Below are 17,513 nucleotides of genomic sequence, written 5' to 3' on the forward strand. Positions count from 1 at the left end.
GACCACATCAGCCCGATCTCGCATCCGGTGACCAGCCGCCTCCCAGCGCGGTCATGAGGCGGGCGCTCGTCTGGAGATGGCGGGTTTCGAGGCCGATCAGCGCCAGCCGCGTCCTGAGCGCCGTGGTCTGCGCGGTAATCACGTCGAGATAGATGGCCGCGCCCTTGGTATATTTGCTGACGGAAAGGGATTCGCCCGCCGCCGCCTGCCGGACCGCATCCCGCTCCGCCGACAGCTGGTCTTCCAGATAGTGAAGCGACGCGAGATTGTCCTCCACCTCCTGGAAAGCGACCAGAACCTTCCCGCGATAGGAGGCCGTCGCCTCGGACCAGCGGGCCTTGGCCACCGCCAGCGAGCCGCGCCGGCGGCCGCCATCGAACAGCGGCGCCAATCCGGACGTTCCGATCGACCATAGCGTGTTCGGCGCGGTCATCAGCCCGGAAAGCGCCGTCGCCTGATATCCGATGCCGCCGCCCAGCCGGATCGCGGGAAAGAATGCCGCACGCGCGACCCCGATCTGCGCGTTGGCGGCGAACATGCGCCGCTCGGCCGCGGCGATGTCGGGCCGGCGCTCCAGCAGTGTCGACGGGAGGCCGGAGGGAATGACCGGCATTGTCGGCTCGCCCGCATCCACCGCCAGCGTGAACCGGGACGCGCTTTCGCCGATCAGGGTCGCGATCGCATGATCGGCTTGTGCGCGCTGGGATTGCACGTCCGCGAGCTGGGCACGCGCCTCCGCCAGCAGGGTGCCGGAGCGGGCCGCGTCCAGCTCCGATGCGACCCCGCCGGAAACGCGGCGCCTGGTCAGGTGATCGGCCTGTGCGAAGGCATCCACCGTCTGCGTCAGGACGGCGATCTGCCGATCATAGCCGCGCAGCGCGAAATATTGGCGGGCGAGTTCGGTCTGCAGGCTCAGCCTGATTTCGGCCACGTCGTCGGCCGATGCCTCGGCCTGCGCCTTGCCCGAAGCGATCAGATTGCGAATCCGCCCCCACAGATCCAGTTCGAAACCGAACTGCGCCTCCACGGCATGCGCGCCATAATAGGTGGGCTGGGCGGCACTGCGCAGCGGCCGATCGGCCGATTGCCGGTTTCGGGTCAGGTCGGTCGCGATGGAGACATCCGGCAAAGCGACCGATCGCGTCTGCGTGAGGCCGCCGCGCGCCTGATCGTACCGTGCCATGGCAATGGCGAGATCGGTATTCGAGGCCGCGACCTGCGCCTGCAGGCGATCGAGCACGGGATCGCCGAAGGCGCGCCACCAGTCCGGCGCGATGGCGCGATCAGCCGGGCGAGCCTCGCGCCAGGGACCCTCTTCGCGAAAGGCGGGGGCGATTTCGGCCTTGGGGGGATGATAGTCCGGCGCGAAGGAGCAGCCGCTCAGGGCGAGCAGCCCGATACTGCCCCACGCCGGGCGCTGGCGATTACGCATTGCCGGGCGCGCCGACTTTCACGACATCGCGCTCCGCCAGCGAGTCCGGCGGATTATCGACGATCCTGTCGCCGCTGTGCAGGCCGGAGAGCACCTCCACCACCCGCCCCAGATCGCGGCCGAGGATCAAGGGGCGCATGTGAATCCGGCCGGCGGCATCGACGGTGGCCACCTGCGGTGACGTGCCTCGGAAGATGAGCGTGCTGGACGGCACTTCCACGACATCGCCGCGCGCCGGAAGGGCGAACCTCACCTGCGCGAAGCCGCCCGGCTTCAGCGCGCCATCGGCATTGTCGGCCGCGAGCTGCACCTGGAGATTACCTGTCTGGCTGTTGATCGCGCCGGAATTGCCGATGATCTCGGCCGTAAAGGTGCGGCCGGGATAATCGGGCACCACCAGCACCGCCTTCAGGCCCGGCTGCATATGCGCGGAATAACTCTGCGGCACGTTGGCGTAGATCCGCATGCGGCCGGTCTGCGCCACGGCGAAGATCGGGCGCGGATTGCTGGCATTGGGGCCAACGAGATCGCCGATATCGGCGTTGCGGGCCGTCAGCACGCCCGCGAAGGGCGCCCGGATCACCGCGAAGGATTTCATCGCCATCAACTGGCCGAGATTGGCCTTCGCCGCATCCACGGCCGCCGTCTTGGTCGCCAGATCGCCATTCTTCTCGTCAGCCTCCTGTCGGGAAACCGAGCGATCCGCCAACAGATCGTTCCACCGCGCCGCGGTGCTGCGGGCAAGCTTCTCGCTGGCCGCGCTCATCGCCAGCTGGGCGCGCGCGGCCACGATCTGCTGGTCCAGCTCCGGCGTGTCGATCACGCCCAGCGCCGTACCGGCCGCCACGTGCGCGCCGATATCATGCTGCCAGGACCGCACATAGCCGGGCACGCGCGCAAATAGCCGCGATCCCACCCATGCCTGCATCGTGGCCGGCAGCACGAGCGGCTCCCCATCCTTGCTGCCCGAGACCGTGACGAGATGAACGGTGGGTATCGCCGCACCGTCAGACCATTGCTGCGCCTCTTTCGTCTGGCTGGCGCGCGATATGGTGCCGGCGACGACCACGGAGAGCGCCACGGCAGCGGCGATGGCGCCCGCCACCCGCAATCTGCGCGGGACGGGACGGCCGGAAAGGCTGTCATTCGGCATAGACGATGTCTCCAGGGGATCCGGCGGCATCCTCGGGCGCGGGCGTCTGACCGTGCCTGCGATGCGCGAGACTGAAAAGGGAGGGCACGAAGACGAGCGTGGCGATCGTGGCGCAGATGAGACCACCGATCACGGCGCGGCCGAGCGGCGCGTTCTGCTCGCCCCCCTCGCCCAGCCCCAGCGCCATCGGCCCCATGCCGATGACCATCGCGAGCGCCGTCATGAGCACCGGGCGGAAGCGCGTGCTGCCCGCCTCGATCGCCGCCATCACGGGATCGCCGATCTCCGCCAGCCGCTCCCGCGCGAAGCTGACCACCAGCACCGAATTGGCCGTCGCCACGCCCATGCACATGATGGCGCCGGTCAAGGCCGGCACGGAGAGCGGCGTCTCCGTGCCGAACAGCATCCAGGCAATCCCCGCGAGCGCCGCCGGCAGCGCGGAGATGATGATCGCCGGATCGATCCACGACTGGAAATTGACGACCAGCAGCATGTAGATCAGGATCACCGCGCCGGCGAGGCCGAGGATCAGGCCCAGGAAGGCCGTGTTCATCGTCTGAACCTGGCCGCGCAGGACGACCGTGGCGGTGGCCGGCTTGTCCGTCTTCGTTTCCTCCAGGATCCGGTTGATCTCGGTGGCGACGCTGCCGAGATCACGGCCCTGCAGCGTCGCATAGACATCGTAGGATCGCTTGGCCGAATAATGGGACACCACGGCGGGCGAGGTTTCGCGCGAGAGGGAGCCGAGCGCGCCGAGGATCTGGAACCGATCGCTGCCGCCCCCGGTGACGGGCAGATTTTCCATCTGGTCCATCGATGCGATGCGATGCGGCGGCACCTGCGCGACGATCGGGTAGGAGACGCCGTTCTCCGGGTTCAGCCAGAAGACCGGGGCGGTCTGGAGGCTGCCCGCCAGATTGATCGAGAGGCTGCGTGTCACGTCATTCTCGGTCAGCCCGATCATGCTGGCGCGGGTACGATCCACGTTGATGTCCAGCTGCGGATAATCGTCGGCCTGCTGGAGGCGAACGTCGGCCAGACCCGCCACCCGCTTCAGGCGCGAGACGAGCAGGTCGGCATAGGCTTTGTTCGCCGCCGCATCCTTGCCGGTAACCATCACGTCGATCGGCGCCGGCGCACCGAAGTTCAGAATCTGGCTGACCATGTCGGCCGGCAGGAACGAGAAGGTCGTTCCGGTGAACTCGACAGGCAGCGCCGTCCGCAATTTTTTCACGAAGCCTTCGGTCGGCGCATGTTCCTTGGAAAGCGACACGAGAATGTCGCCATCCTGCGGGCCGACGCTGCCCGTGTTCATATAAGCGCGGTTCACGTTCGAAACCGGCAGCCCGATATTGTCGACGATCGAGCCCAGTTGATCCTTCGGGATGACCGCACGGATGCGATCCTCGATCTTGTCGAACAGCGCCGCCGTTTCCTCGATCCGCGTGCCCGATGGCGCGCGGACATGCATGTTGATCTGGCCGGCATCGACGGCCGGGAAGAAATTGCGCCCCAGGAAGGGAACCAGCGCGAAGGATGCCAGAACGATCGCCATGAAGCCGGTGAGGAATCGCGCCCGCCCCGCCAGCGCGAGACGCAGGAGATCGACATAGGCTTCGCGGATCCGCTCGAAGCGCTGCTCGAAACCGTGCTGGAAGCGGCGGAAGGGATTGCGCGTGCCGGAATGGCCGACCTGCGCATCATGCGACACCATCTGCTCGGCCGTGTGCGGCGCGCCATGCTCGCGCAGCAGATAATTGCCCATCGTCGGCACCAGCGTGCGCGAGATCACGAAGGACGCGATCATCGCGAACACCACGGCCTTCGCCATCGGCGCGAACAGGAAACCCGCAATGCCTGGCAGGAAGAACATCGGGATGAACGCGATGCAGATGCACAGCAGCGAAACCAGCGCCGGCCGCACGATCTGCTCGGCGCCGTCGAGGATGGACCGCCGCACGGATTTGCCCTGCTCGAGATGCCAGTTGATATTCTCGATCGTCACCGTGGCATCGTCGACCAGGATGCCGACCGCCAGCGCGAGGCCGCCCATCGTCATCACGTTGAGCGTTTCGCCCGATAGGGCGAGCCCGGCCACGGCCGACAGCACGGCCAACGGGATCGACGCGGCGATGATGACGGTGGAGCGCCACGATCCGAGGAACAGCAGGATCATGAGGGAAGTGAGTGCGGCGGCGATGACTCCTTCGTGGATCACGCCCGACACCGCCGCGCGCACGAAGATCGATTGATCGGACAGCAGATCGATCTTGAGCGACGACGGCAGCGACAGCTTCACCTGCGGGATCAGCGCCTTCACATTGTCGACGATCTCCACCGTGGAGGTGAAGCCGCTTTTCAGCACCATCATCAGCACCGCGCGGCCGCCATTCACGCGCACGATATTGGCCTGTGGCGGCGATCCATCGCGCACATGGGCGACATCGCCGATATAGACCGTGCCGCCCTCCCCCGTCTTGATCGGCAGTTCGTTGAGCGCGCTGAAATCGGATGGGCTGTTGTTGAGCTGGATGTTGAATTCGTGGCGGCCGATCCGCGCGGTGCCGGCGGGAACGATCTGGTTCTGCGCAGCGAGCGCGGTGCTCACGTCACTTGCGGAGAGATGCCGCGCCTCAAGCTCGGCGGGATTGAGATCGATCTGGATCTGGCGCTGCCGGCCGCCATACGGCGTCGGGATCGAGGCGCCCGGAATCGCGGCCAGCGAAGGGCGGATCGCGGTCTGCCCGAGATCGAAGATCTTCTGTTCGGACAGGTCCTTCGACGAAAGCGCGAGCTGGACGATCGGCACCGTCGAGGCATTGTAATTGAGGATCATGGGCGGCGTGATGCCCGGCGGCATGTTCTTCAGCACAGTCTGCGAGATGGAGGTGACCTGCGCGGTCGCCGTGCGGATATCGACATTGGGCTGAAAGAAGATCCGGACGACGCCGACCCCGCCCAGCGACTGGCTTTCGATATGATCGATATCGTTGACGGTGGTGGAGAGTTCCTGCTCGAAGTAGGTGATGACGCGGCCGGCCATATCCTTGGGCGGCAACCCGTTATAGCTCCACACCACCGCGATCACCGGGATCCTGATGTTCGGGAAGATGTCGGTCGGCGTGCGGATCCAGGCGATCGATCCCGAAATCAGGATCATGATCGCGAGGACCACGAAGGTGTAAGGGCGCGACAGCGCGAGCTTCACCAGATGGAGCACCGAGATATTCCCCCGTCAGGCTGATCGCGTGCTGGTCTGGCGGATCGGATCCGCGCTGCGCCGCACCATTGCCGGGGAATGTCTCCCCGGTTACGCCGATGTGCCGAGTGAATTTGTGTTCATGTGCCGAAAATGACGGAATCCGTTCCTCAGCCGTCGATATCGGAATGGGCGCGGGCGATTATCGTTGCGATCAGGCCCGGTTTCGCATCGGCCAGAACCAGTCGAAACTTGTGCAGATGCACAATGGCGGTCACCACGCTGAGGCCCAGCCCCGTGCCCGGTCGATCGCGATCGCGATCCCGCCGGTAGAAGCGCCGCAGGACCGCCTCGCGTTCCTCCCCCGGAATGCCCGGCCCGTCATCGGCGATGCTCACCCAAACCTCACCATCCACGACATCTGTCGTAAGCGTGACGGTGGACCGCGCGAACTTGATCGCATTATCGATCAGGTTCGAAAGCGCTTCGAGTAGCAATTGGGGATCCGCCGTCACCATCGCGGGCCGGGAAGGCTGAACGGAAAGCATGATCCCGCCATCTTCCGCGACGGCCGCGTGAAGCCCCGCCGCCGTTTCCACGAGCCGGCCGAGATCGATCGCGGCAAAGCGCGAGGTGCGCGCGCTCGCCTCCAGTTCCGCGATACGCAGGAGCGCGGAAAAGCGTTCGAGAACGATATCCAGATCGCCGGTCAGCCTGTCCATGGCATCGGCCGACCCGGCGCCCTCGAGGCGCTCATGATAATCGAGCAGATTGGCCTTCACGCGGGCGAGCGGCGTGCGCAGATCATGGGCGATCGCATCGGTCACGCTCTTCACCTGGCTCAGCACACGACCGAGATCGTCGACCATGTCGTTGATCGTCATCGCGACCTGATCGAGTTCGTCGCCCTTTCCGGCGACCGGCATGCGCACATCCAGCTCGCCCTCCGCAATGCGCCGACAGGCCCGTTGCAGGTTACGGATGCGGGCCAGCGGCGCGCGGCTGATAAGCGCGCCGATCAGCAGCGTTCCGGGCAGGATGATGAGGACCGTGCTGGCGATCACCTCCGACACGACCTTCAGGAGATCGCGGCGTTCGCTGATGTCACGACCGATCAGCGTGATCCGGCCATCCACGCGCCGGCTCGCCAGGATACGCATCGCCGCCTGGCCGGCCTGCGCCGGCACATCGTGCGGGCGATCGAGACGGAGATCGGAAAAAGGGCCGATGTCCCCCGCGATCCGGCTGCGGCCATCGCTGGTCAGAAGGCCGAAATGATCCAGCCCCTTGGCATTGCGGGCCACTTCGGCCGTCACCTCTTCGGCAAGCCGGGACGAGGGATAGGCCGCCACGCGCTGCGCCTCGCGGTTGAGGATCCCCTCGCTCCGGGCGATCAGCTGGCGCGCGGTGATCAGATAGATCACCACCGCCATCGTCACCATGGCGGTCGCGAACAGGCCCCCCAGGATGCAGGTGAGCCTGAATGCCGAGGTGTGCCCCACCTCGCGCCAGCGCAGTCGCTCAGGCGAGATCGAGACGATAGCCCTCGCCTTTCACGGTGGCGATCGCCACACCGCGCGAGCCGGTATCCAGCTTCTTGCGCAACCGGGCGATGTGGACGTTGATGAGATTCGGGCCGGGATCGAAATAATAGCCCCACACCTGCTCGAAGATCACGCGCCGCCCCACGACCCGGCCAACATTGCGGACCAGGAATTCCAGCAGCCGGAATTCCATGTCCGGCAGCCGCAATTCCTTGCCGTCGAATGCAACCGCGCGATCCAGCAGATCGATCTCGAGCGGGCCTGCGCGCAGGATCGTCTCGCGTCTCGCATCGGTGGGGGAACGCCGCAGCAAGGCCTCCAGCCGCGCGACCAGCTCGGGATAGGCGAAGGGCTTGATCAGATAATCATCACCGCCCGCGCGCAGGCCGGCAATCCTCTCGTCCACATCGGAGAGGGCGCTCACCACCAGAACGGGCGTCAGGATCGCCCCTTCCCGGATCCGGCCGAGCACTTCCAGCCCATCCAGCTTCGGCAGCATCCGATCGAGCGTGATCGCATCGAAATATTCGGACCGGGCAAGCGAAAGCCCCGCCTCGCCATCGTCGGCGACGACGACGCTGTATTCGTGTTTCTCCAGATGCGCCTTGATCGAACGGGCGACCGTGGGATCGTCTTCGATGACCAGCACGCGCGGCATGGCGCCGATCTGCTCCTTCCGTGAATAGGAACGGGGGCTGTCGCATGCGCCTCTCCCCCTCGCAAGCGCTCGCCACGATCGATCGCGGATCGATGACCGGGATCGCGGGCCGGCGCCGGCGTCATGGCGGGACAACGGGTCGGCGGTCGGCGGTCCGCGCCTTCAGTGCCCCTGCACGAAGGCAATACGGCGCCGATTTCATGGGATTCACGCATTTTTCACGGTCTTTTCGCGCGCTCCCGGCCGCCAATTGGAGCATTCAGAAGCGGCAGGGCGGCATCGGCCGATGTAGCCGCCAGGATGCGGGACCAGAGTTCGAAGGGGATGGAACGAGGAGGATGGTTCGAATGTGTGCAGCGACATCTTCCGATTGCCGCGCATCGTCGGCCGTCCCGAGCATCCTGTGATCTATCCAGCACGCCCGTGCCGATCGGGGCGAGGGCCGTGTGAAACGGATCCCAACAATCAGCGGCTCGGGGGAGGAGCGTCCGCTTCGCTCGCCGCTGATGGGGGACGGGGCGGCGCATTGGGGGCGCCGTCCCGGTTAATTTCAACTCGTTATTACTGAGCATGTAGCTTGAGCGTTTTGTGCAGTAGCCCTGCTTTTGATCCCGCCCGCCACCAGATGTCGGCATGCCCTGCGCCGAAATCCGGGGTCCGGGCGCCCGCGCCCCTTGACCGATCCCGCGAAGTGCAGCTTTACCCCGCCGGGAGACCGGTTTACGCTTCACGGCCGGGAAAAGGGGCAGGCCGGCGATGCCGATCACGTCAAGGCAGGTCGAGCCGCGGGCTGCTGAAAGGCTGCAGCTCCGCCTGTTCGGCGAATTTGCCGCCCGTGAAGGTGACGGTGGCCCCGAAGTCACGCCGCGAGGCCGCAAGGCGCGCGGAATCCTTGCCTATCTCGCCCTCACCAACCGCCATCGCGCCAGCCGCGAAGTCATCGCCGAACTTTTCTGGAGCGATCGCGGAGAGGAACAGGCGCGCGCCAGCCTGCGCCAGTCGCTCGCCGAACTGCGCAAGGCGCTGGGCCTGTGCGCCGATGCGATCGAAATCACGCGCGATACGATGCTGCTCCACGCCGGGCTGTTCGAAAGCGACGCATCCACCGTCATCGCCGCTGCCCGCGACGGCAGGCTCGCGGAGCTTCCCGCTCTGTTGCAGCAGATCGATTCCGAATTGCTGCGCGATCTGGAGGGGCTCTCCCCGGCGTTCGACGCTTGGCTCATGGTCGAGCGCACGGCGCAGCACAATCGCCTCGTCGCATCCCTCCTGGAAGCCGCGGAGGGGCGGCTGACCATGGAGACGGCCAGACACGTTCGCGATATCGCCAACCAGCTCGAACGACTGGACCCGGGCAACGAGGCCGTGGCCCGGCTCGGCATGCGCGCCGATGCGCTGGAGGGCAATCTGGCTTCCGTCCATCGCCGCTTCCGTCGCCTGTCTTCCGCGCTGGAAAAGGAATTCGGCGTCACGCCCTCGGCCGAAACACATGCCGCCTTCACCGAGCTTACCGCGCTTCGCCCGATGCTGGATCAGCCGGAACTCGGGGCCGCCACCGCGCCTGCGGCCGAGGCGACGAGCGTGAAGGCCAAGGCGGGCACCGTCGTCGAGCCGCCGGTGGTGATCGTGGCGCCGGTGGCCTGGATCGGGCGGGGCGAGAATGGCGCGGCGATCGCCACGATTTCGACCGACGAAATCTCCACGCTGCTCGGCCGCCATCGCGATATCCGTATCCTGGCGATCGACAGTTCCGATCTCGATCGCGTGGCGGATGTCTGCAGCACGGCCGTGGTGACCTATCTCCTTTCCGGCACGCTCCGCGAAGTGGGTGAAAAATTCCGGCTGAACGTGAAGCTCGCCAGCAATGACACCGGCATGTTGCTCTGGTCCGAGCAGATCACGATCGAGGAAGCGGATCTCGACAAGGCCGTGGATCTGATCGTGCAGCGCACGGTGGGCGCTGTGGCCCCGGTGATCGAGCGCGACCTGATCCTGAATCTGCCGCCGCGCGTTCACGGAACCGATCACAGCTATGCCGTCTATGCCCGCGCGCGCAAACTGGCGCGGACCGGCGAGACCTTCGAGGAAATCAAGGAAGCGGCCGATCTGCTGGAGAGCATCGCGCTGCGCACGCCTTCGGATGTCCGCGCGCGATTGCTGCTGGTCCAGCTCTACAACACCGATTTCTGGCAGACATCCGCAGGCCACGACACGGTGGAGCTGCGCGCGCGCGCCCTGTCGCTCGCGCGCGAGGCATGGGCACTGGATCCGCATCATCCCGTCGTCCATCTGCGCCTCGGCTGGTGCCACTTGCGGGGCGGCAACTGGTCCGAATCCACCCAGGCCTTCGAAAAGGCGCTGGATCTGGGGCCGAACAATGCGCGGGTCATCAACGCGGTCGGCTCGGGCCTCGCCTTTCTCGGTGAGATTGCGGAGGCGCAGGCGCTGATCGCGCGCGCCTTTGCGATCAATCCCTTCCCTCCGCCTGACTATCATGCCGATGCCGCCGTTGTGCTGGCGCTGGCGGAGCGGACAGAGGAGGCGGAGGAGCAGTTTCGCGGCTCCACGCACACCGGCCTCCATTATCAGGCGGTACGGCTGGCCAATGCCGCCGGCCACCAGCCCAGGGATCGCGTGAGCCAGCTCGCAACCGATCTGCGCCAGCGTTTCGCGCGGGTCTGGCGGGGTGCCACCCCGCTGGACGATGAAACCATCATCGAATGGACCAAGCGCTTCATGCCGCTTCGGCAGAGGGCCCACCGCCGCCTGATCGACGACGGCTTGGCCCGCGGCCTCGCTCTGGCCGGGTAATTCACACAGTAGCGCAGCGCTCCGCACCACGTTCATCATAGGGAGGTTTTATGGACGATCTTCACGTTTATGTTTCTTCGGAGAAGACCGAAGGCGCGGAACCGGCGCTGGCGAAGCCCGTCTTCCTCATCGAGCATGAGGGCAAGCTCTATCTCACCAAGGCCGTGTGGGAATATCATGCCGGCGACGATGCCTCGGATGCGGTGAAGGTGGGCGTGGGCCAGATGCGCGAACTGTTCGAAAGCCATGTCGATCCCAGCCTGAAGGCCGCCGCCGTGCCGCCGCAGAAGCTGGAAGCCAGCTCCTTCGAGGTCAGCCGGCCCTAACACCGCCCGTGTCACGGGACATCGAGCAACGTGCCGCGGCCGCCGCGGCGCGTTGCGAGGTGACGCGCCTTGCCGACGTCACCGGGCTCGATCGGGTGGGGGTGCCCGTATGGCAGGCGGTTCGCCCCCTCAGCCGCGCTCTCTCCGTCCATCAGGGCAAGGGGCTGGATGCCCGTTCGGCCCGGATCGGCGCCTGCATGGAAGCCGTGGAATCGGCGACGGCCGAAGCCTGGCTCGGCGTCGGGCCGGATTGTTCTTGGCGCGCCTTGCCGCTCGACCGAAGATCCCCCGCCATCGATGATTTCGCGCGCGCGCGCGGCCTGCTCGATCCCGATCGGATCCTCCGATGGGTGGAGATGAACCCGATCGGCGAAAGCCTTCCCTTCTTCGTGCCCGAGATGATCGTCTCGATGGATTTCACGAGGGCCGATGATCGCGAGTTCGGCCGGTGCAGCACCGGGCTTGCCGCGCATTTTTCACGGGATGCGGCGATCCGTCACGCGCTGCATGAAGTGATCGAGCGCGACGCGCGCGGCGCCTGGCAGCGAAGCGGGCGCGCGGGATCGGCCGGATCGCGCATCGCGATCGACACGATCCCCCATGGCTGGTTCCGGGAACTTGTCGGCCGACTGCGTGACCTCGATATCCTGGTGCGCGTCAGCCGGGTCCCGGCGATCGTCGCCCTGCCCGTCTTCGTCGTGGAACTGCTCGACGGGGCGGAGCCGGAGGGCGATCATGCGGCGGCCGCCGGCGCCGGAGCGCACGAACAGGCCGAAGCGGCGCTACGCGCGGCCCTGCTGGAAGCGCTGCAATCGCGCCTCACGATGATCGCGGGCACGCGCGACGATCTGCCGATGCGGACGGCCGACCAGCATCGCCGCCCGCTGGGCCTCGGCTTTCCCACACCCGGATTCATCACGGAGCAGACCTTCCCCACGGACGACTATGCCCCGCTCGACGACGCGCGGGCCATCGATGATCTCGCGCGGGCGCTGGCCGCCGCCGGCTATCCCCGGATCGGCTGGCTTCGGCTGTCCGATCGGGACGCGGACGCGATCGTGGTAAAGGTCGTCGTGCCCGGCCTTGGCGATCTCTGGCGCGAGCGGCGGCGCGCGCCCGCATGACCATCATCGCCTTCGCCGGGCCGAGCATGCCTGCCGATCCGGATCCGGCGATCGACTGGAGGCCCCCCGCTTCGGCGGGAGACATGCTCACCGTCATGCCGGAGCGCCCGGAAAGGATCGTGCTGATCGACGGCTATTTCGCCGTCCGCCCGGCGCCCTGGCACAAGGAAATCCTGCTCCTGATGGAGCAGGGCATCCCCGTGATCGGCGCGGCGAGCATGGGCGCGCTGCGTGCCGCCGAGCTTGCGCCTTATGGCATGATCGGGGTCGGCGCGATCTTCGCCGCCTATCGGAGCGGGCGCCTGGTGGCCGACGATGAGGTTGCCGTGCTGCATGCGCCGCGCGAGCTGGGCTGGCGCGCTCTGACCGAGCCGCTCGTGAACGTGCGTGCGAACCTGCTCGCAGCGGTACGCGGACGGGTGATCCGTCCGCCCGATGCCAAGATCATTCTCCGGGCGGCGGCCACGCTGAACTTCCGCGACCGGCACTGGCGCCGCATTCTGGAGCATGCCGGCGCGCACCTCGACGCCGGCACGGCCGACACCTTCGGCGGCTGGCTCGCCGGGCACCGCATCGATCTGAAGGCGCTCGATGCGGCGCAGGCGATCCGCCTGGCACTGGACGCCGCCCTCCCCGCCATTGCGCCCGTTGCGGCACCGCGGACATCCTTCCTGCGTCACCTGAGCGAACATGTGGGGGTCGGCCTGCCGCCCCTTCTTTGACGAAGCCGATATCCTGCCCGCCCGCGCAAAGCCCCGTCGCGAGGCGATCGTTCAGCCGCGCGCGAGATGCGGGGCAGCGACATCCCCGGCTCCTTCCCGGTCCGCCGTTTCGAGCAGCCGGAGCAAGGACCTCGCGAACAGGATCATGAACAGTCCGCCTACGATCGGCAGAAGCGCCGTCATCAGGAAATAGAAAGACGGCCCCAGCGCCTCGTAATAGCGCCCGAGATAGCCCAGCAGGAAGAAGCCGCCCGCCGTTGCGAGATTGGAAGCGGCGAACATCGTGCCGTTCACGGAGGCGGGCGCGAAGCGGGAGATCAGCGCCTTTCCCGGCGGATCCCACCAGGCATAGGAAAGATCCAGCAGCAGATAGAAGCCGAGCCACCCGAGCAGCGGCACCTTCGCCAGCTGGGCCATCAGGCCGATCATCAGGAAGGCGGCGGCAACCATCAGATTGCCGATGCCGATCTTGCGCACATCGCTCGGCTCCAAGCCGCGCCGGCCGAGCCTCGCCCACAGCATGCCCACCAGGAGGATGCCGATGATCGTCATCATCCCATCCACGCTCATGATCCAGGTGACCGGCACCTCCCACGGGCCGACATGCCGATCGACCGAGCCATCCGCCCACACCAGCATGATGCTGTAGGCCTGTTTCGCGGCCGCGATGGCGAAGATGCGCGGCACCATCGTGATCGCCAGCGCGCCGATCGTGATCCATTGCGCGCGGCCCAGCCGCTTTCCCGCCCCGCCGCGGATCATGATCTGCGCCGGCAGATGGCGGCGCCCGCACAGATAGACGAGGAGGCCCAGCATCATGCCGATCCCCGCCGCCGCGAAGCCCCAGCGCCACGCGACCCTTTCGCCGAGCGTGCCGACGATGATGGGCGAGGCGAAGGCCCCGATGTTGAGCGCCACGAGATAGAGGCCAAAGGCGCGCGTGCGCCGGCTGTCCTCGGGCGCATAGAGGCTGCCCACCTGCGCGGCGAGATTGCCGATCAGGCAGCCGCCCCCCAGGATCAGCAACACCAGCGCTAGCAGGAAGGCCTGCTCGATCGCCATCGCGAGATGCCCGGCCGCCATCAGCACGGCCCCCAGCGTGACGGTCTTCGTGCGCCCGATCACGCGATCGCCCAGCCACGATCCGATCAGCGGCACGACCATCATGAAGCCCGAATAAAGGCCGAACGTCTGCGCGGCGAAGGCAAGGTCGCTCATCGGCCCGACGATCGCGCCGAGCGCCGCGCGGAACCCCGCCAGCCCGGCGACATCCCCCGCCACGCTCGGCAGGAGCAGATATTTCGTCATGTAGAGCATCAGCAGCGATTGCATGCCGTAGAAGGAGAAACGCTCCCAAAGCTCGGTGCCGGCCAGATAGCCCAGGCCGCGCGGATGGCCGAAGAAGGCGGTATCCTCACCGCCGGGTGATGGCCGCCCGGCCTCCCCCCCGCCCCGGCCCCCGGCGCCCGCTCCGCTCACCATCATGCTCCATCCTCACGTGCGGAGCATCGACCCTGCCTCCTCCGTCACGCTAGGCTGACCGGAGCGGCTGCTCAAGGCCAAAGGACTGAATCGAAGCGGTTTCACGCCGCGCTCAGGGGATTGCGGAGACCCGCAAAGATGCTCTCCATCCATCGTGGCCGGCGGCCGGACGAACCCCCGACCGGAGCCCGCCCGCAAATTGTTTCCTCGATTTTTGGCATCGATCGCGCGATGACAGGAACAGGCATCAGGTCTTGGACGATAGTCGCGTCATGCCACATGCAGGAATCGAACGGCCCGAGGGCGCGGCCGAGGATTGGACGATCGATCAGGCGTGGGAAGCGTACACGCCGGCGGAACATGCCATGTGGGATCGCCTCTTCGCCCGGCAGGCGGGGATGCTGCCCGATCGCGTGGTGCCCGAATTCATCGATGGCCTGGATATCCTGCGGATGACGCGATCCGGCATCCCGCATTTCGGCGAGCTTTCCGATCGGCTGATGAAGGCCACGGGGTGGCAAATCGTGGCCGTCCCGGGCCTGGTGCCCGATGATGTGTTCTTCGATCATCTCGCCCATCGCCGCTTCGTGGCGGGCCGCTTCATTCGCACGCCGGATCAGATCGATTATCTGGAGGAGCCGGATGTGTTCCATGACGTGTTCGGCCATGTCCCGCTGCTCGCGCACCCCGTCTTCGCCGATTATATGGAAGCCTATGGCCGGGGCGGGCTGCGCGCAGACAGCATGGGCGTGATCCGGAATCTCTCCCGGCTTTACTGGTATACCGTCGAATTCGGTCTGATCCGGCAGCAGGGCGCGCTCCGGCTTTACGGCGCGGGCATCGTTTCCTCGCACGGCGAATCCCTCTTCGCGCTCGACGATCCCTCGCCCAACCGGCTCGGCTTCGATCTCGAGCGGGTGATGCGGACGCGATATCGGATCGACGATTATCAGCAGACCTATTTCGTCATCGACAGTTTCGAGGATCTGCTGCGTCAGACGATCGAGACGGATTTCGCGCCGCTTTATGCCAAGCTGGCGGACGGACGGGAGATCGAAGCGGACGCGATCCTGCCGGGCGATCGGCTGCTCACGCGCGGCACGCAGGCCCACGCATCGCCCCCCGCCGCATAGCGCCCGAGACCGGGGGATCGGGCGCGCCGATCACGGCCGGTCGCGTTCACCATCTTGTTTCTCGCAAAATCCCCGAATGGCGTTAGGAGAATATCATTCTCGCGTGACTCGATCGCCGTCGCCCCGTTCGAGGCGCACGATTCCCGCCGCGCGAACGCCCGGGGGGGTGGATGCGCAGGTTGTGGGTTTTCACTTCGGGGGCTGCGCGGCTCATTGCCGCATCCCTCGCGCTCGCGTCCCCGGCGTGGGCGCAGGAGCGCGTGCCGGATAGCGTTCCCAGCCGTGAACAGATCCAGCCGCCGACACCGGAGCCCGATCCTGCGGCCAGAAGCCGCGTTCGCATCGATTCCGGCCGGGCCACCGCCACGCCGCCCTGCCCGTTCGACACGTCCACCGTCCAGGTCGATCTGCGCACCGTCCGTTTCGTCTCGAGCGACGGCAGGCCGCTTCCCGCCCGGGTGCTGCGCGAACTGGCAGGGGTGGCCGTGGCGCATCCCGGTGAACAGCCCGTCGCGATCGTCTGCCATATCCGCGATGCCGCCACCTCCGCCCTGCGCCGGGCGGGCTTCATCGCCTCCGTGCAGGTGCCCCCGCAGGAGATCACCGGAGGCGAACTGGCACTGGCGATCGTGCTGGCGCGCATCGTGGAGGTGCGGGTGCGCGGCGAGCCCGGCCATTATCGCCGCACCCTGCTGGAGCGTATCGCCCAGCTCAAGGCGCTGGATCCGCTGGACGAGCATGAAGCCGAGAGGATCCTGCTGCTGGCCGGTGACATTCCGGGGCTCGACGTCCAGCTCGCGCTGCGCCCGGCAGGAACGGCGCCCGGCGCCGTCATCGGCGATCTCACCATCGTCCGGCGGCGCTTCGCCTTGCTCGGCAACGTCCAGAATTATGGATCGAAGCAGATCGGGCGCACCACCGCTTATGCGCGCGGCGAGATATACGGCCTGCTGACCGCATCCGATCTCGCTTATGTCGGCGCCTCCACGACGCCCCGATCGCATGAACAGAAGGTGGGCCAGATCGGCTATATCACGGGGCTCGGCAGCGACGGCGCCACAGTCGGCGTGCGCGCGAATTACGCTTTCTCGCGCCCGGAGCTGGAGCAGCTGGATCTGCGCTCGCGTTCGGTGATCGGCGGTATCGATCTGACGGTGCCGATCGTGCGCGCCGTCTCCCACAATGTCACGCTGGGCGGCGGAGCGGAGCTGATCGAGCAGCGCACGCGCATCTACGGAGGCGGCATCTCCACGCCTCTGAACCGGGACAAGCTCAGGATCGCCTTCCTGAGGGGGTCGGCCAATCTCCGCCAGCGCCGGAGCGACGGCACGGATATCTATGCGCTCGGCGCGAGCATCGAGGTCCGGCGCGGCCTCGGCATCCTGGGGGCGACGCCACGCGGCACGGACGGCAGCGACGGCGGCTATACCTCGTCCCGCTTCGGCGCCGATCCGCAGGCATGGGTGGTGCGCGGCACCTTCGATGGCACGGTCCACGCCGGGCCGGTATCGCTGGCGGAAGGCATGCGCGGGCAATGGGCCAATCATCCGCTGCTGAATTTCGAGGAATTCTCGATCGGCAATCTTTCGATCGGGCGCGGTTACGATCCCGGCTCCAACAGCGCCGATCGCGCGATCGGCGTGCAAAACGAGCTGCGCGTGGATCTGCCGCTGCTGCGCGCGCTGCCGATCCAGATCTTCGGCTTCGGCGATATCGTGTGGCTGCGCAATCTCGACATGAACACCACCGAAGGCCATCGCCGCCTGCGTTCGGCCGGCGGCGGCGCCCGGGTGGTCCTGCCCGGACGGCTGCTGTTCGAAATCACCTATGCGCATCCCTTCGATCGGGCCTTGTCGTTTGACGATCGGCCGCCCCCCGCGCGCCTGCTCGCCTCGCTGACGGCGCAGTTCGCGCCCCAGATCCGCTGAG

General features: G+C 66.8%; 12 protein-coding genes. 6 read left to right on the forward strand and 6 right to left on the reverse strand.

Translation table 11 applies throughout. The features are described from left to right. Window positions 1-7: 7 nt before the first annotated feature. From DI605_RS05875 to DI605_RS05895, 5 genes are all read right to left on the reverse strand, one after another. A complete protein-coding gene (locus DI605_RS05875; protein WP_293970475.1) occupies window positions 8-1,432 on the reverse strand; it encodes an efflux transporter outer membrane subunit in 1,425 nt (474 codons plus the stop codon). After that, window positions 1,425-2,585 carry an efflux RND transporter periplasmic adaptor subunit gene (locus DI605_RS05880; RefSeq protein WP_293970478.1) on the reverse strand — a complete coding sequence of 387 codons (1,161 nt, stop codon included), beginning with the start codon at window positions 2,583-2,585 and terminating at the stop codon, window positions 1,425-1,427. The genes DI605_RS05875 and DI605_RS05880 overlap by 8 nt, the downstream gene beginning before the upstream one ends. Beyond that, window positions 2,575-5,805, reverse strand: coding sequence for an efflux RND transporter permease subunit (locus tag DI605_RS05885; protein ID WP_293970481.1), 3,231 nt, complete (start codon window positions 5,803-5,805; stop codon window positions 2,575-2,577). The genes DI605_RS05880 and DI605_RS05885 overlap by 11 nt, the downstream gene beginning before the upstream one ends. A gap of 149 nt (window positions 5,806-5,954) precedes the next feature. Next, window positions 5,955-7,286: a HAMP domain-containing sensor histidine kinase gene (locus DI605_RS05890; RefSeq protein ID WP_293970484.1), complete on the reverse strand. Its 1,332-nt coding sequence runs from the start codon at window positions 7,284-7,286 to the stop codon at window positions 5,955-5,957. A 19-nt stretch (window positions 7,287-7,305) separates the two neighbouring features. Continuing rightward, window positions 7,306-7,986, reverse strand: coding sequence for a response regulator transcription factor (locus DI605_RS05895; protein ID WP_293970487.1), 681 nt, complete (start codon window positions 7,984-7,986; stop codon window positions 7,306-7,308). Between the two features lie 756 nt (window positions 7,987-8,742). Between DI605_RS05895 and DI605_RS05900 the strand changes: the two genes are divergently transcribed. From DI605_RS05900 to DI605_RS05915, 4 genes are read left to right on the forward strand one after another with little or no spacing between them, the layout of a single operon-like run. Then, window positions 8,743-10,797 (forward strand): tetratricopeptide repeat protein, encoded by a 2,055-nt coding sequence (locus DI605_RS05900; protein WP_293970490.1) that lies wholly within the window; start codon window positions 8,743-8,745, stop codon window positions 10,795-10,797. Between the two features lie 50 nt (window positions 10,798-10,847). Further along, window positions 10,848-11,123, forward strand: coding sequence for a hypothetical protein (locus tag DI605_RS05905; RefSeq protein ID WP_293970493.1), 276 nt, complete (start codon window positions 10,848-10,850; stop codon window positions 11,121-11,123). Window positions 11,124-11,182: 59 nt separating this feature from the next. After that, window positions 11,183-12,247: a YcaO-like family protein gene (locus DI605_RS05910; RefSeq protein WP_293970496.1), complete on the forward strand. Its 1,065-nt coding sequence runs from the start codon at window positions 11,183-11,185 to the stop codon at window positions 12,245-12,247. Beyond that, window positions 12,244-12,969 (forward strand): TfuA-like protein, encoded by a 726-nt coding sequence (locus DI605_RS05915; RefSeq protein WP_293970499.1) that lies wholly within the window; start codon window positions 12,244-12,246, stop codon window positions 12,967-12,969. The genes DI605_RS05910 and DI605_RS05915 overlap by 4 nt, the downstream gene beginning before the upstream one ends. Window positions 12,970-13,020: 51 nt before the next feature. Here DI605_RS05915 and DI605_RS05920 read toward each other — a convergent pair whose 3' ends face one another. Further along, entirely contained in the window at window positions 13,021-14,454 is a 1,434-nt protein-coding gene (locus DI605_RS05920) for a peptide MFS transporter (protein ID WP_293970502.1), read from the reverse strand. Between the two features lie 269 nt (window positions 14,455-14,723). Between DI605_RS05920 and phhA the strand changes: the two genes are divergently transcribed. Together phhA and DI605_RS05930 are read left to right on the forward strand one after the other, a co-directional pair. Next, window positions 14,724-15,584 (forward strand): phenylalanine 4-monooxygenase, encoded by an 861-nt coding sequence (gene phhA, locus DI605_RS05925; RefSeq protein ID WP_293970505.1) that lies wholly within the window; start codon window positions 14,724-14,726, stop codon window positions 15,582-15,584. A 260-nt stretch (window positions 15,585-15,844) separates the two neighbouring features. Continuing rightward, the gene (locus DI605_RS05930; protein WP_293970508.1) at window positions 15,845-17,512 is read left to right on the forward strand and encodes a ShlB/FhaC/HecB family hemolysin secretion/activation protein; all 1,668 of its coding nucleotides are present in this window, start codon (window positions 15,845-15,847) and stop codon (window positions 17,510-17,512) included. Window position 17,513 lies beyond the last annotated feature (1 nt).

This window comes from Sphingomonas sp. (genome assembly GCF_003248515.1).
Classification (GTDB): Bacteria; Pseudomonadota; Alphaproteobacteria; order Sphingomonadales; family Sphingomonadaceae; genus Sphingomonas_I.